Below are 18613 nucleotides of genomic sequence, written 5' to 3'. Positions count from 1 at the left end.
ATGGGACTCGTTCTTGCAGGCAGCTTCATCCTCTTCATGGTACTGGGCGTTCCGGTGGGGCTCGCCATCGGGGCCGCAGGGCTTCTCGTCGTCCTCCTGAGCGGATTCCCCCTGGCCATGATCCCCCAGACCATGTTCTCCGGAAATGAATCCTTCGCCCTGGTGGCCGTCCCCTTTTTCGTGCTTGCCGGGGATATTCTGGCCAGGGGGGGCATTTCCGAACGGATCGTCGCTTTCGCCGAAGCCACGCTCGGCCGGTTCCGGGGAGGGCTCTCCATTGTCTCCACGGTGGCATCCATGTTTATCGCCGCCATCTCCGGATCCGGGGCAGCCACTACCGCAGCCGTGGGATCCGCCCTTCTTCCCCAGCTCAAGAAAAAGGGGTATGACGTGGACTTTTCTGCGGCGCTGATTGCCGCGTCCGGAACCATCGGCGTGGTCATTCCCCCGAGTGTTCCCATGGTGCTTTATGCCGTCATCGCGGGAATATCGGTGGCCAAGCTCTTCATGGCGGGCTTCGTTCCCGGATTTCTGATGGGGCTCGGCCTTATCGCGTACTCCATGTACATCGCCAGAAAACGGGGCTACCCGGCGGCTGAAGTAACCACGGGCAGACAGAAATGGAAACTTTTCGCCGAAGCTTCCTGGGGACTCATGACTCCCGTGATCATTCTCGGGGGCATCTTCTCGGGCTTTTTCACGCCCTCGGAAGCGGCAGCGGTCGCCGTGGACTATTCACTGTTCGTGGCTTTCTTCGTCTACAAGTCCATGGACTTCAAAAAATTCTACAGGCTTGTCGTGGGCGCAGGCGTTACGTCGGCTCTCATCATGTTCATCATCGCCACGTCAAAACTCTTCGGCTGGGGGCTGGCCTTCTACGAGATACCCGAGGCCGTGGCACGATTTCTCCTCGGCTTTGCCGGAGGGAATACAGTTCTCATCTACCTCATGATCACGGTGATCATTCTCCTGGCGGGTATGTTCATGGAGACCGCCTCGGCGCTCATCATCCTGACCCCCATTTTTCTTCCCACGGTCATCCATGTGGGCGGCAACCTCGTCCATTTCGGCGTCCTCATCTCCATCGGACTTGCCATCGGCATGGCCACTCCGCCCGTGGCCATCGACATTTACGTAGCCAGTGCCATCACCGGCCTGCCCATCGAGCAGATCAGCAAACCCATTGTTCCCATGGTGGCGGTGCTTATAGGCGTCCTGATCCTGGTGACCTATGTTCCGTCCATCATCCTGTCCCTGCCGCTGCTCGTCTGGGGACCGGCCGGAATCTGAGAAAGGCCATTACATAAACAGCAGGAGGTAATGCATCATGCGGAGCGACAAGGCAAAAACGGGTCCGGAAAGGGCCCCTCACCGGTCTCTGCTCAAGGCTTCAGGATATACCGACTGGGAAATCAGCCGTCCCTGGATCGGTGTGGTCAATCCTTACAACGCCATCATCCCCGGCCACGTTCACCTGAACAGGATCACCGAGGGCGTGAAGGCTGCTGTCTACGCCTTCGGGGGCTTCCCTCTCGAGTTTCCCGTTATCGGTGTCTGTGACGGCATCGCCATGAACCATGAGGGGATGAAGTTTTCCCTTCCGAGCAGGGAGCTCATCATGGATTCCATCGAGGTCATGGTCAGGGCTCACGCCCTTGATGCCCTCGTCCTGGTCACAAACTGCGACAAGATCATTCCGGGAATGGCCATGGCAGCCCTTTCCCTTAACATCCCCGCCGTCATGATCAGCGGCGGTCCCATGCTCGCCGGAGTCAGCGGCGGACGTGATGTAGACCTCAGCAACATCTTCGAGGCGGTGGGCAAAAGAGTCGCCGGCCTGATGACCGACGACGAGCTCCGGGCAATCGAAGACACCACCTGTCCGACCTGCGGTTCCTGTGCGGGGATGTTCACCGCCAACACCATGAACTGCATGATCGAAGCCCTCGGGTTTGCTCTTCCCGGCAACGGGACCATCCCGGCGGTTTACTCTGCCAGGGATCGCCTCGCCAAGGAAGCGGGACGGCACATCATGATGCTGGTGGAGAAGAACATCCGGCCGAGAGACATTCTCACCGAAAAGGCTTTCAAAAACGCTGTTGCCGTGGACATGGCCCTCGGCGGTTCCACCAACACGGCCCTTCACCTTCCTGCCCTCGCCCATGCGGCGGGAATCTCCCTCACCCTCGACTATTTCGAGGAGGCGAGCAGGAAAACTCCTCATATCTGCAGCATGAGCCCGGGAGGGAACCACCACATACAGGACCTTTACGCGGCCGGTGGAGTTCAGGCGGTTATGGCCCGTCTCCTCGAGGGCGGACTCATCGACGGTTCCCCTCTCACAGTGACGGGGCGTTCCGTGTCGGAAAACCTGGCAGGCGTCAAGGTCGCTGACGAAAACATCATCCGTCCCCTCGAGAATCCCTACCATGCTCAGGGAGGGCTGGCCATCCTGAAGGGCAACCTCGCACCCGAAGGCAGCGTGGTGAAGCAGTCCGCAGTGGATCCCTCCATGCTGAAGCACTCCGGACCTGCCAGGGTATTCGACGGCGAGGAGGCTGCAAGCGAGGCCATTCTTGCACGGAAGATCAACGACGGCGACGTGGTGGTCATCCGGTACGAGGGACCCAAGGGCGGCCCCGGGATGCGGGAAATGCTCGGCCCCACCGCATCCCTGGCGGGAATGGGAATGGACAAGACAGTGGCGCTCATCACCGACGGGCGCTTTTCAGGGGCGTCGAGGGGCGCATCAATAGGCCATGTATCCCCGGAAGCGGCCGCCGGCGGAAACATCGCCCTCGTGCAGGAAGGCGATACCATCGAAATCGATATCCCCGCACGGACACTGCATCTCGCGGTGTCCGACGAAGAGCTTGAGAAGAGACGGGCCGCCTGGAAACCAGCGGAAACCGTTACCGACAGCCTGTTCCTCGAAAGGTACCGGAGCGTTGTCACCTCGGGTTCCAGGGGAGCTGTTTTCGGCTAGAAGTTTTTTCATCCGCGAAGGGGCCTGATCCCGGGCCCTTTTTTTCACTGGGAGGGAATGTTGTGGGAGAAAGGGAGAAAACGGAGGCCCGGATACTCGACGCGGTGGGGACCATTCTTTCCGGTAAAGGATACGGTCATCTTGGTGTGAACGAAGTCGCCCGACAGGCCGGAATGGACAAGGTGCTCATCTACCGTTACTTCGGGGGCATGCCCCAGCTTATGAGGGCTTTTTTTTCCCGGAGAAAATACTGGCCTTCCACGTCGGAAATTCTCGAGAGCGGCGGCGAAGGCGGGGCGGATCCCGCGACAAGGGCCTATGCCATCCTGAGAGGCTATCTGAGGGAACTGAAGAAATCTGATGCGGCACGGCAGATACTTCGGGGAGAGATCGCAGGCAGGGAGGACGTCTCCGCCTGGACGGCGGACGACCGCTACCGCCAGGGGATGGAACTTCTCGGCCTCCTGCGGGACCACAACGGCGACGCGGAAGGAGTGACCGAAATGGCCGCCCTTCTCACCGCCGGATTCACTTTTCTTCTCCTGAGACGGGACGTTTCCCGGCGCTACCTCGGTCTTGACCTGTCAAAGGAAGAGACCTGGGAACGGCTGGAAAAAACAATCCACCTTCTGGTGAAACTGTTTTACGAAAAGAAAGAAACCCCGCCCGGAGAAGGGCGGGGCTGACAAGACAGGTGGGACCGGCTATTTCGATTCCAGGGCCTCCACGAGGGCTTTCCCGAAAGCGGGGAGGTCCGAAGGAGTTCTGCTGGTCACCAGCTTTCCGGAGACCACCACCGGTTCGTCGACCCACTCCGCTCCCGCGAGGACCATATCGTCCCGTATGCTCTTGTAGGAGGTGGCTTTTATGCCCTTGAGAATGCCCGCCGAGACGAGGACGCTCCCGCCGTGGCAGATGGCGGCCACTACGCCCCCTGAAGCGCTGACCTCCCGGACGAAATCCACTATGGACTTATGGGTGCGGAGGCGGTCCGGAGCCCATCCGCCGGGAACCACCACCCCGGCTACGTCCGAGGGGGAAAGATCCGCTGGGGAAGCAGTCGCCTCGATTGACGTTCCCAGTTTGCCGGTATACGCTTTTCCGGCGACGGGTCCCACGACGACCGGTTCAAAGCCGGCCTCGACGATGCGGTAGAAGGGATACCAGAACTCGAGGTCATGAACGTTTTCTTCGACGAGAACAGCGACTTTTTTCGACACTGAAATCTCTCCTTTCGATGTTTTTGAGCCCTCTTTCACTGAAGGGACTACGGTAGAGTCTAGCATGGAAACACAAAAAGTAAATCCGGAGGGGTATATTATGACAATAAGGGACAACCAGGTTATCAAAACGATTCTGGGACGGCGGAGCATCAGAAAATTCACTGCGGATCCTGTTCCACCGGAGATCAGGGACCTTCTCCTCGAATGCGGCTTTGCCGCTCCGTCGGCCCATAACCGCAGACCCTGCGTCTTCATGGCAATAGAAGACAAGAAGGTCCTGGACGATCTTGCCGAGGCCCATGACACGGGGAAAATGCTCAGGCAGGCACCCCTGGCCATAGCCGTATGCGCAGAGACGGCCCTTTATCCCGAGGGAGACCGCGCCTGGGTGGAGGACTGCGCCGCCGCACTGGAGAACATCCTTCTCGCCGCCAGGGGGCTGGGACTGGAGGGGGTCTGGCTCAAGGTCATGGACAGGCACCCCAGGAACGAAAAAATCCGCTCGATCCTCGCCGTGCCCGACTCTGTGGAAATTGTCGGCATAGCCGCCATCGGCTTCGGGGCGGAACAGAAACCGCCCTACGAAGGATTTGACCGTGCAAAGGTCCACTTCAACCGCTGGTAAAGATCCTGCCTCGACCTGAATCCGCACCCCGGCGGGGAGCGTCGCCGGGGACCCCTTGGGCGGAAAGTGCGGATTGTCGTCCGTGACAACTGCCCAGGCGCGCCCCGCGGTTCCCGGCGTTCGCCGGTTGCCTGCCTGTGAAACCGACATTCATGCCTGTTTCTCTCCCTCAGGGGATCTCTCCGCAAAGAGCGCGGAGCGAGATCTCTTCGCCCCCGGGGAAGGCTAATCCTTATGCCCGGCGACACTCCCTCTGCCTGAAAAATGCGCGGATTCAGGTCGACGAAAATACCGGATCTGCCGGTGTGAACATGGTAAAATGACAGGGTTGTGCCGAGAGCCTGCTTTTTCTGACGGCGGATCGGCTTTGGAGGTTGGAGAAGACAGATGGAAGAAAAAAAAGGTGAACTGCTTTTCGGCAAAGTGATCCCTCTTCCCCTTGTAGAGGAGATCAAGCACAGCTACCTCGATTACGCCATGAGCGTCATCGTGGGGAGGGCCCTGCCTGACGTCCGTGACGGCCTCAAGCCGGTGCAGCGGCGCATTCTGTACGCCATGATGGAACTGGGCCTCCGGTCCGGCTCCTCCTACAAGAAATCGGCCAGGGTCGTGGGCGAAACCATGGGTAAATATCACCCCCACGGCGACTCCGCCATTTACGAGACCATGGTCCGCATGGCCCAGGATTTCAGCATGAGATACCCGCTGGTGAACGGCCAGGGAAACTTCGGCTCCATCGACGGGGACCCAGCGGCGGCCATGAGGTATACCGAGGTGAAGCTCTACGAAATGGGAGAGCTCATGCTCGCCGACATCGACGAGGATACCGTGGAGTGGGGCCCCAATTTCGACGAGTCCCTCAAGGAACCCCTCTACCTTCCCTCCCTCGTCCCCAATCTGCTCGTGAACGGAAGCTCGGGCATTGCTGTGGGAATGGCGACGAACATCCCCCCCCACAATCTTTCGGAAGTGATCGATGCCCTGGAGTATATGATCGATTCCGAGGGAAACTGGGAATTCGGCGAAATCTACGCCCGGCTTCCCGGACCGGACTTCCCGACGGGGGGCATTATTCTCGGCAGGGACGGAATCATCGACGCCTACAGGACGGGACGGGGAAAGATCATCCTTCGGGGAAAGACCGTCGTTGAGGACGGAAAGCGGGGCAAAACCTCCGTGGTCATCACCGAAATCCCCTTCATGGTGAACAAGACATCCCTCATCGAAACAATCGCATCCTGCGTCCAGGAAAAGCACATCGACGGCGTGGCGGATATCCGGGACGAGTCCGACCGTGACGGGCTTCGGATCGTTCTCGATCTCCAGCGGGACGGCGACGCGGAACTCGTTCTCCGTCAGCTTTACCGGAGAACCCAGCTTCAGACCACCTTCGGCGTGATCAACCTCGCCCTTGTGAACAACCACCCCGTGGAGCTCCCCATTACGGATATGCTCTCCCACTTCCTCGAACACAGAAGAGACGTGGTCCGGAGGAGAACCCAGTTCAGGCTCGACAAGGCCCTCGCCCGGGCCCACATCGTGGAAGGGCTCGTGAAAGCCCTGGACATGATCGACAGGGTCATCGCCGTTATCAGGGGCGCCCAGACGGTACAGGAGGCAAGGGACGGCCTCGTCTCCCAGCTCGGCTTCACAGAGACCCAGGCCCAGGCCATCCTGGACATGCGGCTTCAGCGGCTCACCGGACTCGAGCGGGAAAAGCTCGAGGCGGAGCTTGCAGCCCTCTTCGCCGACATCGAGCGGTACCGGACCATCCTCGGCAACCGTTCCGCCCTTGACGGGGTCATCAGGGAAGAACTCTCGGAGCTGAGGCGGAAATTCGGCGGCCCCCGGAGGACGGAGATCATGGACAACTACGAGGAAGTCTCCATGGAGGATCTTATCCCCGAGAACGACATCGTGGTCATCCTCTCCAAGGACGGGTATCTCCGCCGGAAAGCCCTCGAAGAGTACACCACCCAGGCCAGAGGAGGCAAGGGCAAAAAGGGGAGCGGGCTGCAGGACGAGGACGAGATAGCCCTTGTGGCGGTCACCAACACCCATAAGGATATATACCTCTTCACCTCCTCGGGCAGGGCCCTCGCCATTCGGGGCCACATGATTCCTGAATCACGGACGGGGAAGGGGAAGCTCATCGGCAAGCTCGTTCCCCTCGACGAGGGAGAGACTGTAGTCTCCATGTACGGCAAAAGCCTCGAGGGAAAAAGCTTTATTTTCTTTGCCACGAAAAAGGGCATTTCCAAACGGCTTCCCCTTTCCGAAATCGCACGGCTCAACCGTGCCGGGAAAAGGGTCCTGACCCTGGACGACGGGGACGAGATCGCCCAGGTGCGGCTGACTTCGGGAAAGGACGAACTCCTCTTCATGACGGCGAACGGGCAGGGGCTCCGGGTCTCCGAAGAAGAATTCCGCCCCATGGGCCGGACCGCCCGGGGCGTGAAAGCGATCCGGCTGGACGAAGGGGACACCGTCATAAGCTGCGAAGTGGTCACATCCGACCGCCTTGCCCTCGTGATCAGTGAACGGGGAGTCTCCAAGAGGACAAGTTTTGAGGAATTCACTGTTCACCACAGGGGCGGACGGGGCGTCAAGGCCATGAACCTGGGCAGAAAAACCGGCCCGCTCGTCGGAAGCTGGGCGGTAGCCGAAGAAGACGAAATCATGGTCATCACCTCCAGGGGCCGGATGATCCGGGTCGCCGTGGCGGAGATCCCGAAGCTGAGCAGAACTGCCATGGGAACGATCACCGTTCGGCTCGACGAAGGGGATTCCGTGGCGGACGTGAGCGTGGTCTGCGGAGACGAATGCGTGGAGGAAAACAGGCCGTGAAAATTGCCCGGGACGGATATCCCCTGATAGCCTTTGTGGCCTTCATGCTGCTCGGGAGCCTGTATTTCGCTCCCATGGTGGGGCTGTTCCTGGCGCCCCTGCTCGGCCTGGTGGTCTGGTTTTTCCGGGATCCGGAAAGGGTTCCCGACGGGCCGGGATTTCTTTCCCCCGCCGACGGCAAAGTGGTGGAAGTGGAGGAAACGGAACACCCCTTTACGGGCAGGGCGGTGAAAGTGGGCATTTTTATGAATCCCCTCAGCGTTCACGTCAACCGCGTGCCCTGCGACGGAACGGTGGAATGGATGGAGTACATTCCCGGGAGGAAATGGATGGCCTTTGAACCCAAGGCCTCGGAGCTCAACGAAAGGATGTGCGTGGGCCTTGCCACCGGTCACGGGCCGGTGATGCTCGTCCAGGTAGCGGGATTCCTTGCCCGCCGCATCGTCTGCAGGCTCCGGAAGGGCGACGGGCTCGCCCGGGGCGATCGGTTCGGCATGATCAAGATGGGGTCGAGAGTCGATGTTTACCTCCCTGCCGGAGTACAGATTAAGACATCTGTGGGAAAGAAGGTTTTCGCAGGCAGAACCGTTATTGGAGGAATGCCCGGTAAAAAATCGTAGAAACCGGGGAAGCCTCCTTTCCCGGAAGATCGCACCGGACATGATGACCAGCGGCAACCTGCTGTGGGGTGCTCTGTGCCTCGCCAGATTCGACGCGGTTCCCATGTCAGGACCCTTCCAGGGACTTTCCATCCCAGCGGGGGGAATGCTTCTCGCATCCTTCATTCTCGCTCCGATACCCCTTCAACCTGCGGCGGCCGTGCTCCTGTGCTTCGTGGGGTTCATGATATCAAGCGTGCCCTGCCTGCGGCAGCCTGAAAGGACTCGGAAAGGGACTGGAGCCCCGAGGACTGGAGGGGCTCCGGATTTATATTTGGAGGTGAAATCATGGGAATCTACAGGGGGATCACCGTCTCCATCGCCGGGAGCGATTCCGGCGGAGGGGCGGGAATACAGGCGGACCTGAAAACCTGCGCCGCCCTTCGGGTGTTCGGCATGACCGTCATTACGGCTCTGACGGCCCAGAACAGCCGAGAGGTAAGCGCGGTCTGGAATGTTCCTCGGGAGATGATCCGGGCCCAGATGGACGCTCTCTGGTCAGACTTCCCCGTCGGGGCGGCCAAAACGGGGATGCTGGGCCTTCCGGAGACCATCCTGGAAGTGGCGGACGGCATACGGAGGTGGAATGTAGGCAATCTCGTGGTGGACCCGGTGATGATCGCCCAGAGCGGGGCGTCCCTGATTGCCGATGAGGCTGTGGAGGTTCTGCGGGCGGAGCTTCTACCCCTGGCGCTCCTGGTGACGCCCAATGTTCCCGAGGCGGAACGGCTTTCGGGAATGACCATAGAGTCGGTGGAAGACATGGAAAAAGCGGCTGAAGCCATCGGGAGAAAAGGCCCCGGAGCGGTTCTCGTGAAGGGGGGGCACCGGATGCAGGCCGACTCCGTCACGGATGTCTTCTATTCCAGGGGCCGCCTTCAGAGGTTCACCGACCCCCGCATCCATACGGAGAACACCCACGGAACGGGATGCACCCTGAGTGCCGCCATAGCGGCGGAGCTGGCTTCGGGTTCCTCCCTTGAAGAAGCGGTCCTGCGCGGACGGCAGTATCTCCGTCTTGCGCTGAAATCCGGCTTTCGCCCCGGGGCCGGGTGGGGATCTCTCGGACATGCGGTGACTCCCCCGTGGACGGAAAAATAGGACTCGCAGATCTTTCCCCCAGGTCCTGGGCAGATGCTCTGGAGCGGGCGCGGCGGCTGCGCCCGCTGGTCTATACCATCACCAGCTTCGTGTCTGCCTCCTTCCAGGCGGACGGGACCCTTGCCGCCGGAGGCTCTCCGGTGATGTCCCGGTGTCCCCTCGAGGCGGCGGAGCTGGCGTCTTCGGCCGACTCCATCGTGATCAACACGGGAACTCCGGACGAGAGTTCCCTCCTGGCCATGAACCGGGCCGTGAAGGCAGGGAAAAATATCGTCTTCGACCCCGTGGGCTACGGAGCGACCGCCTTCAGGACAGCCGCCGTCAACAGTCTTCTTTCAGCCTGTCACCCCTCCGTCATCAAGGGAAACTACGGAGAAATCCGGCTGCTTGCCGGGCAGGCAGGGGAGGTAAGGGGCGTGGATTCCGGAAGCGAAACGGCCCCTCTCGTCCCGGCCATTCAGGCCCTCGCCGGGCGAACCGGTGCCCTTATTTGCGCCACGGGTCCTGTGGATGTCCTTGCCGACGGAGTGTCGGCCATCGTCTTTTCCGGGGGAAGCCCTCTCATGGCGAAGATTTCTGGAGGGGGCTGCCTTCTCGGGTCCCTTATGGGGGTGCTTATTTCCGGGGGGGCCGCAGCGGGCACCTCGGCGGCAATCGTCATGCTCCGCCTCGCGTCGGAACGGGCGGAGGAGAGGGCAGCAGGGCCGGGCTCATTCCGGGCGGCCCTGCTGGATGAACTAGCGTCCCTTGCGCCGGAAGATCTGATGTCCCAGGGGTGGCGGATGTGCGCACCGCCGGAAGGAGGAAAGGGAGCATGAATCTCAGAGACGCTTTGAAACTGTATGTCATCCCCGACAGCAGGGTCGGGGCTCCCCGTTCCATCGAAGAGCAGGCTGTCCTTGCCATCGATGGCGGAGCAACCATGATCCAGCTCAGGAACAAGGAGATGAGCGGCCGGGAACTGTACGAAACCGCCTGCAGGCTTTCCTCCCTCTGCAGGCGCAGAGGAGCTGCCTTCGTGGTGAACGACCGCTTCGACATCGCCCTTGCCGCCGGAGCCCACGGTGTCCACCTCGGGAAGGAAGACCTTCCGGTAGGGGTTGTCAGGAAGATCGTGCCCACGGGGTTTCTCATAGGGGCGACCGCCCACTCCATAGAGGAAGGGCGGGAGGCGGAGAAACAGGGAGCGGATTACGTCGGGATCGGCGCCGTCTTTCCCACAGGCACGAAAAATGTCGTCTCGGTGATCGGCGTCGACGCTGTCAGGGCGATCCGCGAGGCCCTTTCTCTTCCATCGGTGGCCATCGGGGGGATCAACGAGGAAAACGCCGCTGAAGTCCTCTCCGCCGGGGTGGACGGAATCGCCGTAGTGGCGGCCGTCGTGGGAAGACAGGATATCGCCGGGGCCGCCCGGCGGCTGGCGGAGATTGTGTTCAGAGGAAAACCCTGAATGTGAGCAGGAGGGTCAGCAGAACAGCCCCGCTGCCTGTAAGCAGAAGAATCACAGGAAGAGTAAGGGGAGGTCCGTTCTCCTCGTCCCTTTCCGCTTTCGGCTCCGGTGAAACCGGCGTCCCGCCCCCGGAGGGAACTTCCGGCTCGGCCATCCGGAGCCTGGCGTTTCCTTCGAGGGTCACCACTCCGCTGAACTCGTCGGAAAGCCGCGTCAGGATGGTGAAATTTCCCGGGCGATCTCTGTGGACGGAAAGCACTTCAGCCCTCACTGCGCCGTCGAAGCCGGGGTCGACGGCGCGTAGACTTTCCCTGAGGGGGGATTCCTCCGAGGGGAGGGTGACGACGATATAATCTCCCTTTTTCAGTGCTGCCGCCGGCACTCCCCGCACGGGATCGATACCGGGAGTGCAGGGAATCGGGAAGCTGATGCCCTCTCCCGACTCGCCCTGCTCGATCACGGGCGCTCCTTCGGTGAGAACGTCCGGGGGAAGCAGATCCGCAAGTTCGGAGGAGCTTTTTCTTTCCGTCTTGATGTACGCCTTCGCCCTGTAGCCCAAACGGGCTGCTATCTCCTCCCCGGTCCGCTCCTCCAGGGTCCTGTTTCCTCCCTCCCCCTTGTCGAGGCATTCCCTCACCGCTTCGGGAGCGAGCACTTCCCCGAGAATTCCCTCGAGAGACGAAAGAAGGGTCGGCGGAAGTTTTTTTCTCATTTCCTCCCGGCGGGCCGACAGCGTTCCCGTATGGGCGATGAAGTCCCTTATCTCCGAATCCACGGAAACTGCCGTATCGTCATCATCTCCGCTGCCGGCATACCCTATGCCCGAGGTACAGACTCCGGCCGGGGAGAGGATTTCGTAAAAGAAAGCCGCGATCTTTTCGGTCTTGGATCTCCTGATGGAAAGAAAGCACTTCAGAATATTCAACGGTATGATTTGCTGAGCATCGGACACCTCGAAAATCTCCTCTTCATGGTGCGTAGTACAAAGATTATAAAGGAGTTTGTTCCCCCGGAGAAGGGCACAATTCCCGCCGGGTTATTTTCCCCCCTCGAAAAACGGGGAGAGGGATGTCCTCCTCAGCACGTGGACCAGCCCCATGCCCAGAATCGCGCCGGGGATGCTGCTCGCAAGAAAGGCCCCCATAAGCACTGACAGCCCCGCAGGCTTCCCGAAGGCAGGGCCGAGAATCCAGGCTGAAATCGCCGCCCCCGCAAACCCCGTGCCGAGAGGCTCGGCCAAGGCTGCCCTGGAGGTCCTGAAATATCTGAAAGCCAGTCCGGCCGCCAGGGCGCCGGGGATGCTCCCGGGGAAGGCAAAGAGAGTGCCCGTTCCCGTCATGTTCCGAACGAGGCTGGTGACGAAGGCGGCGCCGGCGGCCCACCATGGTCCCAGGGCTGCCCCGGCGAGGACGTTCATGGTGTGCTGGAAGGGGTAACACCGCGTGGGCCCCATGGGGAAGGAAACGCCTGACAGAAGAATCCCGGCTGCCACAAGGAGCCCGGCGAAGGTCAGTTTTCTGATTCGGGCTTTCCCGTTACCTTTCAGCAACGATTTCATAGATGTTCACTTCCTTGTCGATCATTCCCCACTGAAGGGCGAAATCAGCGAAGGCTTTCCAGCGGACGATGTCGAGCCGGGTATCAGGCCCGAACCAGGCCCTCGTTTTTTCAAAGGCTTTTCTTTCCATCTCCCTCGGGGCTTCCGGAACGGCCTCGAAATAGAGAGCAAGGGCCTCCTCCGGACGGGCCGCCGTGAAAGCGATGGCTTCTTCCACTGCGTCGAGGAACCGCCGTATCGTTTCCGCTTTCCTGTCCCAGGTCATCGTCCCGGTCACGAATACCAGTTCGTCATAGGCGGGGATGCCGAATTTCTCGAGCTCGAAGAAGGATGCGGGATATCCTTCCATCTCCATGGCGACGGGCTCGTAATTCTTGAAAGGCCCCATGACGGCGTCTACCTTGCCTGCCGCCAGGGACTGAAGGATGACGAATCCCACGTTTACCGGCGTGTACTTTTTGATCCCGTTGATGGCTGCGAAGGCGCCGAGAAGGTGGTCCATCATGCCGGGAACGGTATAGCCGATGGTCTTTCCCTCAAGGTCGGCAGGAGAATCTATTCCCTTCCCGTCAAGAAAGAGGAGGGTCGAGAGGGGGCTTCCCACGAGGCGCCCCACGGCCTTCAGCGGTATTCCCCCTGAAGCCGCGATGATCGCCTGGGGTTGGTACGAAAGAGCGATGTCCACATGCCCGGCGGCGGCGAGCTTCAGGGGGTCGGCGCTGTCGGAGGGGCTCCGCAGTTCCACCGAAAGACCGTGCTTCGAGAAGATGCCTCCCTGGCTTGCGACGAAGAGGGGGACATGGTCCACGTTGGGGAACCAGTCGAGCATCAGGGTAAGCTTTTCTTCTCCCCCGGCGGGTGAGACAAGGAACAGCAGAACAAGAAGCATCAGGCAGGCGCGGTTTCGTTTCATGATATTCCCTCCAATTATAGAGATAATAACGGCAAGGAATCCATCACCGTTTCTTTTCCGCCCATCGGACGGTTTTATTTTCGAGGAAGCAGACGGCTCCCCACAGGGAGAGGCTGACTGCCGAAAGGACGACGATAGAGGCAAAGACGAGATCAACCCTGAGGCGGGCATTTGCCTGCATCATCAGGAAACCGAGGCCGTCCAGGCTTCCCACCCATTCGCCGATGACGGCGCCGATGGCCGCCACCGAGACGGCAACCCTCAGGCCGGCGAAGAAATAGGGAAGGGCCCAGGGCCAGTAAAGGTGGCGCAGGGTCGTCAGGAAGCCGGCTCCCATGACGGAAAAAAGGGTTTTCAGGTCGGGATCGCAGCTCTTGAACCCCTGCAGCAGGGTCACCGTCACCGGGAAAAAGATAATCACCGCCGCCATGGCCACCTTGCTCCCCATGCCGTAACCGAACCAGACCACCAGAAGGGGAGCGGCTGCGAAGACCGGAATCGCCTGGGATGCGATCAGCAGGGGAGAAAGGGCTTTTTCGAGAGCGGGAGAGAAAAACATGGCAATGGACAGGGGGATGCCCACCGCAAGGGAGAGAAGGATCCCGAGAAGTATTTCCAGGGTCGTGGTCAGCCCGTGCCTTAGGAGGAGAGGGGCCTCCGTCGCGAGAACGAGCGCCACCCTTGAAGGAGCGGGAAGAAGAAAGGGCGGAAGGTTGAACATCCTGCAGAAGACCTCCCAGAAAGCCAGAAACGCGACGAGAAACAGCAGGGGAAGGGCCGCCTTTCTCATCGGGAACCCTCCTGGAGGAGATTCAGAAGCCGTCGCTTTATCCCCGGGAAGGACGGCGAATCTTCTCTCGAGTCCTTTGTTCCTTCCGGCCGGAAAATCTCCAGGATTTTCATCGGAGGAGGGGAGAGCAGCAGGATGCTGTCGGCCAACAGAAGGGCCTCTTCCACGTCGTGGGTCACCATGAGGATGGTTTTCCCGAAGCGGGACTGCAAAAGGAGAAGCAGTCCACGAAGGGTCCGCCTGGTTATGGCGTCGAGGGCGGAAAGGGGTTCGTCCAGGAGGGCGACCGGTGCGTCGAACAGGATCGTCCGTGCCAGGGCACACCGCTGGGCCATCCCTCCGGATACCTGCCCGGGGAAATAGTCTTCCCGGCCTGAGAGCCCCAGCAGGGAAAAGAGATCCGCCACCCTGCGGAAATCTTCTTCCGTGGGCGTTCTTCTTACCATCACGGGCAGAAGGGCGTTTTCCGTCATGGTCTTCCAGGGGAGCAGAAGGTCTTTCTGGGCCATGTAGCCCGCCGCGCCTCTCAGGTCCGGTATTTCCCGGCCGTCGAGGGAGATGCGGCCGCCGTCCCGTGGAAGAACTCCCATGAGCATGTTGAACAGGGTGCTCTTGCCGCATCCCGACGGTCCAAGGAGCACGGTAAAACTTCCCCGTTCGGCGGAAAGGGAGAAATCGGAAAAAACAGGACGACTTTCAAAACTCTTGGAGAAGGATCTGATTTCAAGCATAAAAAACTCCCGGCTGGAAATGCCGGGAGCGGAAGTCTTCATGCATTTGCTTCAGCAAAACACACACTTCCCTTCGCCGGCATGACCCGGATCAGGTTCCAGGGGTCGGAGCCCAAAAGCTCCCTCTCAGCCGGTTCACGCCGACTCCCCCAGTTGCTGTCATGGGTACGATACTCTTTCCGGGGCTATTTGTCAATTTCCCGGTTTTCCCCTAAATCCGCAGGCAGCGGATTTAGGGGCACTGGAAAAGTTGAAAACAGGGAGGGAAACGGGGATAATTTGTCCAACCACGATGAAGGAGGCCGAAAGGATGGAGTATGTCACGGTAAAAGCCCCGGGGAGTTTCGGCGACCGGGAGGTTCTCCTGCATTTCTTCCGTGGGGGAAGTGACCCGGACACACCAGCGGTTCTGCTTCTGCACGGCGTTCACGGCTGGGCTTCCCCCATGGAGGGAAACAAGTACGGCTTCCTGGCCGGAGAACTCGCTGCTCATGGAGTTTCCGCCTGCATCGCAGAAAGCTCCCGGCTGAGAAGGGACAGGGAAACCTTCGGCGACGACAGAACTTCCTGGGCGAAAACAGCTTTCCGCGGAAAGACCCTTTCCATGGAAGTCTTCGACGCGTGCTCGGCCTTTGAATGCTTCTGCCGTACATTTTCGGTCTCATCCCCCGTTCTCTGGGGGTTTTCCCTCGGAGGGCTTATCGCTGTTCTCATGGCGGGGAAGAAAACGGCCGGCTATATTGCCTCCGCAGGGCTGACTCCTCCCCGGGAAAGAAATGCCGCCGGGCTCATTGTCTCCGGCAGCGGCGACGAACTACGGCCCGAAGCATCCGCCGTGCTCTCCCTGCCTATCCTCGACAACATCGGCGACAAGACCGAACTTCTCCGGGCCGCTTCGGACGCCTCTCCCGCCTTTGCCCTCTTTTTTTACGGAAGCCGCGACGAAAGCTTCAGCGAAGAGTCCTCCCGGAGGATTTTCGACAGGCTCCCCCTCCCTGAAACGAGAAAGAAATTCTGCATCATAGAGGGAGCGGATCATTCTTTTCGTAAAAAAGAAGGGGTCCCCTCCCGGGAACCCCTTGAGCAGATGCTTCTCATCTCCATGGCTGCCCTGGATCGACATTTAGGAGGGAAAGAATCCACGGGCCGAACAGAAGGGTAAGAACCCCTCCTACGGCCAGGAAGGGAACCAACGGAACGGCGTCTTTTCTGCGCAGTTTTCCTGCGGCAAGCAGGGCGACGGAGAACACGCCCCCCGCCATGAAACCGAGGTAGAGCGTCAGCAGGGTCAATTTCCACCCCAGGATCATCCCTGCGCCCGCCGTCAGAGTGGCATCTCCCCAGCCCATGCCTCCCCCTGATAGAAGAATGATGACGGCGATAATTGCAAAGCCTGCGGCAGCGCCGTAAAGCCCGTCGAGAAGGGAGCCTCCTTCGGGCAGCAGTCTGAGGACGATGCCGCATATCCCCATGGCGAGGGGGAAAATATCGAAAATATAGCCTTCCTCGAGGTCGGTAAGGGCGTTGAGAAAGAGACCGAAGGCCGTCACCATTGAAAAAAACAGGGCAACGGAAAGACCCCAGCGCCAGGCAAGCACCCCTCCCATTGCGGCCCCGCAGATTTCCGCCGCCACGTACCGGAAGGCGATTCTGCCGCCGCAGTAGCGGCAGCGGCCCCTGAGAACCATCCAGGACAGGACGGGAACGAGATCCCTCCAGCCCAGGACGGCACCGCACCGGGGACATTGCGACCTGCTGCCGCCCCACCACGGCGTGCCCGCGACACTGCGCCCGGCGACCACGTTCAGAAAAGAGCCCAGGGAAGCTCCCAGAAGAGTGAAGAACAGAACGACCGGCCAGGAATTCACGCTATTTCCCCCCCAGGGAACAAACGGATATGGAGATATTTATAGCATACTTCGACAGGTTTCTCAGGAAAAAATTGAACACCTGCCTAGAAATATCGTATAATTCAATGGAAGGGGAATTTCGTTTCGGATAATGAAAAGACAAAGCGAGGAGGGAGACCCATGTCCGGAAAAGTACTCGTGGCGGTCGATATGAGCAAGATGTCCGAGGAGGTATTTGCCTACGGATGCTCCTTGGCACTCCGTCTCAAGGCCGAGGCGGCGTTTATCCACGTCCTGCCTCACCCCACCCTCTGGCGGGGGTACGAACCCTGGCTGCCTCCCGAGATTGACGCGGAAGTGGCGGAAATCGCACGGAAGAAGCTTGACTACTACTTCAAAAAGACGAAAAAAGATCTTCCGGAACTGGAAAATGTGGAATACAAGATGGTGGTCAAGGAAGGGAACCCCTCGGACGTCATCATGAACTACGCCAAGGAGAACGACTTCAATCTCATCGTCATCGGCTACAGGGGCCAAAGCACCATAGAGCGTCTCGTCGTGGGAAGCACGGCCTCGAACGTGGCGAGATACGCCCACTGCTCCGTGCTCATCTACAGGCCGGGCCTGCAGATACTCTGAACAGAAGAAAAAGGGAGAAGAGCGAGGGCATCTTCTCCCTTGGTTTCATTTTTTCTTTCCAAAGCCGTAGCGCTGCTGTCCGTACGTCTTCCCCGCATTTTCAGATGCTTTCGCGGAGGCCGAATTTTCCAGCGATGCCTGGAGTTGCCGTGCCAGAGCTTCCTTCCGTCTCTTTTCCTCTTCCTCCTCAGGATCCGTCCCGAGCCCTCTGTCCAGGTACCCCAGTTCAACAAGGGCCTGGACGTACCGGATGTCCAGGTCCATGCCGTCGGCAATCTGTTCCACGTTGAAGTTCTCTTTTGAATGATCCCTGAGGAACTCCCGGACCTTCGGGTAAAGGTCGTCGATTTCATCGAGACACGTTACGCATATCTTTCCGCGGGTGGCACTGAAAAGCCGTCCGCACAGCTTGCATGTTATCAGGTTCACTGCGTCATCCTCCCTCCCCGTTCCGGATAACTATATCATTTTTCCACAGGCTGATAAAGATGGCGAAACCTCCCTAAATCCGCAGGCACCGGCGACATTCCCTCTGCCTGAAAAACCTGCGGATTTAGGACCTCAGGCGCAGGGAATGAAGAGACCATAGGTAGTGTATACAGTATACTATACTTTTTCAAAGTTCCTCCGTTCGCTTTTCTGATAAGATATTGCCCGTCTGTTTTTGTTTCATCAAATGAAAATTATCGAAAGGGGAAAAACGAATGAAACCTATTATGGTGGATCATATTGGAATTGCCGTCAAATCCATCGACGAAGCTCTCGCATTCTGGCAGTCTGCTCTCGGCGTCCAGTGCACCGGTGTTGAAGAAGTTGAGGAGCAGAAAGTCAAGACGGCCTTTCTTCCCATAGGCGATACGGAAGTGGAACTCCTCGAGGCCACCTCTGACGAAAGCCCCGTGGCAAAGTTCATCGAGAAAAAAGGAGAGGGAATCCACCACCTTGCCATCAGGGTGGAAAACATTGAAACCGCCCTTGCGGAGCTGAAGGGAAAGGGCATACGGCTCATTGACGAAACGCCCCGGTACGGGGCCGGAGGCGCGAAGATCGCTTTTGTGCACCCCAAGTCTACCGGCGGCATTCTTTTGGAAATCAGTGAAAGGTAGGTGCCGTCATGTCACACCGAACAATAGATGAATTGTGTGAGGAGTTGTTGAAGAAGCACGAGGAAGCGCAGGGAGGAGGGGGCCCGAAGGCGATAGCGAAGCAGAAGGAGAAGGGGAAGGGCACGGCGCGTGAGC

General features: G+C 59.5%; 20 protein-coding genes and 1 riboswitch. Of the genes, 12 read left to right on the top strand and 8 right to left on the bottom strand.

Features of this window, described 5'->3' with window-relative positions; genetic code table 11:
- The 3 genes from JMJ95_RS06905 (at nt 1) to JMJ95_RS06895 (ending at nt 3672) form a co-directional block, all read left to right on the top strand.
- Complete coding sequence (locus JMJ95_RS06905; RefSeq protein ID WP_290683950.1) at nt 1–1290, top strand: TRAP transporter large permease; 1290 nt, start codon at nt 1–3, stop codon at nt 1288–1290.
- 37 nt (nt 1291–1327) lie between these two features.
- Nucleotides 1328–2986, top strand: a complete 1659-nt coding sequence (ilvD, locus tag JMJ95_RS06900; protein WP_290683948.1) for a dihydroxy-acid dehydratase — start codon at nt 1328–1330, stop codon at nt 2984–2986.
- A gap of 62 nt (nt 2987–3048) precedes the next feature.
- Complete coding sequence (locus JMJ95_RS06895) at nt 3049–3672, top strand: TetR/AcrR family transcriptional regulator (protein ID WP_290683946.1); 624 nt, start codon at nt 3049–3051, stop codon at nt 3670–3672.
- 18 nt (nt 3673–3690) lie between these two features.
- On the opposite strand, the gene JMJ95_RS06890 is transcribed toward JMJ95_RS06895, so the two are convergent.
- Entirely contained in the window at nt 3691–4206 is a 516-nt protein-coding gene (locus JMJ95_RS06890) for a type 1 glutamine amidotransferase domain-containing protein (protein WP_290683944.1), read from the bottom strand.
- Between the two features lie 100 nt (nt 4207–4306).
- On the opposite strand from JMJ95_RS06890, the gene JMJ95_RS06885 reads away from it, so the two are divergent.
- From JMJ95_RS06885 to thiE, 6 genes are all read left to right on the top strand, one after another.
- Complete coding sequence (locus JMJ95_RS06885; protein WP_290683942.1) at nt 4307–4834, top strand: nitroreductase family protein; 528 nt, start codon at nt 4307–4309, stop codon at nt 4832–4834.
- Between the two features lie 387 nt (nt 4835–5221).
- Entirely contained in the window at nt 5222–7681 is a 2460-nt protein-coding gene (gene gyrA / locus JMJ95_RS06880) for a DNA gyrase subunit A (protein ID WP_290683940.1), read from the top strand.
- Nucleotides 7678–8301 carry a phosphatidylserine decarboxylase gene (locus tag JMJ95_RS06875; RefSeq protein WP_290683938.1) on the top strand — a complete coding sequence of 208 codons (624 nt, stop codon included), beginning with the start codon at nt 7678–7680 and terminating at the stop codon, nt 8299–8301. The genes gyrA and JMJ95_RS06875 overlap by 4 nt, the downstream gene beginning before the upstream one ends.
- A 327-nt stretch (nt 8302–8628) precedes the next feature.
- Nucleotides 8629–9441, top strand: a complete 813-nt coding sequence (gene thiD, locus JMJ95_RS06870; RefSeq protein WP_290683936.1) for a bifunctional hydroxymethylpyrimidine kinase/phosphomethylpyrimidine kinase — start codon at nt 8629–8631, stop codon at nt 9439–9441.
- Nucleotides 9426–10259 (top strand): hydroxyethylthiazole kinase, encoded by an 834-nt coding sequence (gene thiM, locus JMJ95_RS06865; protein WP_290683934.1) that lies wholly within the window; start codon nt 9426–9428, stop codon nt 10257–10259. The genes thiD and thiM overlap by 16 nt, the downstream gene beginning before the upstream one ends.
- The gene (gene thiE, locus JMJ95_RS06860) at nt 10256–10891 is read left to right on the top strand and encodes a thiamine phosphate synthase (RefSeq protein ID WP_290683932.1); all 636 of its coding nucleotides are present in this window, start codon (nt 10256–10258) and stop codon (nt 10889–10891) included. Before thiM ends, thiE begins: the two co-directional genes overlap by 4 nt.
- Here the strand turns inward: thiE and JMJ95_RS06855 are convergent.
- The 5 genes from JMJ95_RS06855 to JMJ95_RS06835 form a co-directional block, all read right to left on the bottom strand.
- A complete protein-coding gene (locus JMJ95_RS06855; protein ID WP_290683930.1) occupies nt 10875–11843 on the bottom strand; it encodes a hypothetical protein in 969 nt (322 codons plus the stop codon). The two genes, thiE and JMJ95_RS06855, sit on opposite strands and share 17 nt — an antisense overlap.
- Nucleotides 11844–11927: 84 nt before the next feature.
- Nucleotides 11928–12449: an energy coupling factor transporter S component ThiW gene (thiW, locus tag JMJ95_RS06850; RefSeq protein WP_290683928.1), complete on the bottom strand. Its 522-nt coding sequence runs from the start codon at nt 12447–12449 to the stop codon at nt 11928–11930.
- Nucleotides 12427–13362, bottom strand: coding sequence for an ABC transporter substrate-binding protein (locus JMJ95_RS06845; RefSeq protein ID WP_290683926.1), 936 nt, complete (start codon nt 13360–13362; stop codon nt 12427–12429). Before JMJ95_RS06845 ends, thiW begins: the two co-directional genes overlap by 23 nt.
- 43 nt (nt 13363–13405) lie before the next feature.
- A complete protein-coding gene (locus tag JMJ95_RS06840) occupies nt 13406–14152 on the bottom strand; it encodes an ABC transporter permease (protein WP_290683924.1) in 747 nt (248 codons plus the stop codon).
- Entirely contained in the window at nt 14149–14883 is a 735-nt protein-coding gene (locus tag JMJ95_RS06835; protein ID WP_290683922.1) for an ABC transporter ATP-binding protein, read from the bottom strand. The genes JMJ95_RS06840 and JMJ95_RS06835 overlap by 4 nt, the downstream gene beginning before the upstream one ends.
- A 51-nt stretch (nt 14884–14934) precedes the next feature.
- Nucleotides 14935–15044, bottom strand: a riboswitch (TPP riboswitch).
- A gap of 149 nt (nt 15045–15193) precedes the next feature.
- Between JMJ95_RS06835 and JMJ95_RS06830 the strand changes: the two genes are divergently transcribed.
- Complete coding sequence (locus tag JMJ95_RS06830) at nt 15194–16045, top strand: alpha/beta hydrolase (protein ID WP_290683920.1); 852 nt, start codon at nt 15194–15196, stop codon at nt 16043–16045.
- Here the strand turns inward: JMJ95_RS06830 and JMJ95_RS06825 are convergent.
- On the bottom strand, nt 15978–16751 hold the full coding sequence (locus JMJ95_RS06825; RefSeq protein ID WP_290683919.1) for an A24 family peptidase: 774 nt from the start codon (nt 16749–16751) through the stop codon (nt 15978–15980). The genes JMJ95_RS06830 and JMJ95_RS06825 overlap by 68 nt on opposite strands.
- Nucleotides 16752–16913: 162 nt before the next feature.
- Here JMJ95_RS06825 and JMJ95_RS06820 point away from each other — a divergent pair, with 162 nt between their 5' ends.
- Entirely contained in the window at nt 16914–17372 is a 459-nt protein-coding gene (locus JMJ95_RS06820; protein ID WP_290683917.1) for a universal stress protein, read from the top strand.
- 45 nt (nt 17373–17417) lie between these two features.
- On the opposite strand, the gene JMJ95_RS06815 is transcribed toward JMJ95_RS06820, so the two are convergent.
- Nucleotides 17418–17801: a hypothetical protein gene (locus tag JMJ95_RS06815; protein WP_290683915.1), complete on the bottom strand. Its 384-nt coding sequence runs from the start codon at nt 17799–17801 to the stop codon at nt 17418–17420.
- 275 nt (nt 17802–18076) lie between these two features.
- On the opposite strand from JMJ95_RS06815, the gene mce reads away from it, so the two are divergent.
- Nucleotides 18077–18478 (top strand): methylmalonyl-CoA epimerase, encoded by a 402-nt coding sequence (gene mce, locus JMJ95_RS06810; protein WP_290683913.1) that lies wholly within the window; start codon nt 18077–18079, stop codon nt 18476–18478.
- Nucleotides 18479–18613 lie beyond the last annotated feature (135 nt).

It is taken from the genome of Aminivibrio sp. (assembly GCF_016756745.1).
Taxonomy (GTDB): Bacteria; Synergistota; Synergistia; order Synergistales; family Aminobacteriaceae; genus Aminivibrio.
The sequence above is the reverse complement of the archived record's forward strand: the minus strand, read 5'-3'. Positions and strand labels throughout refer to the sequence as shown.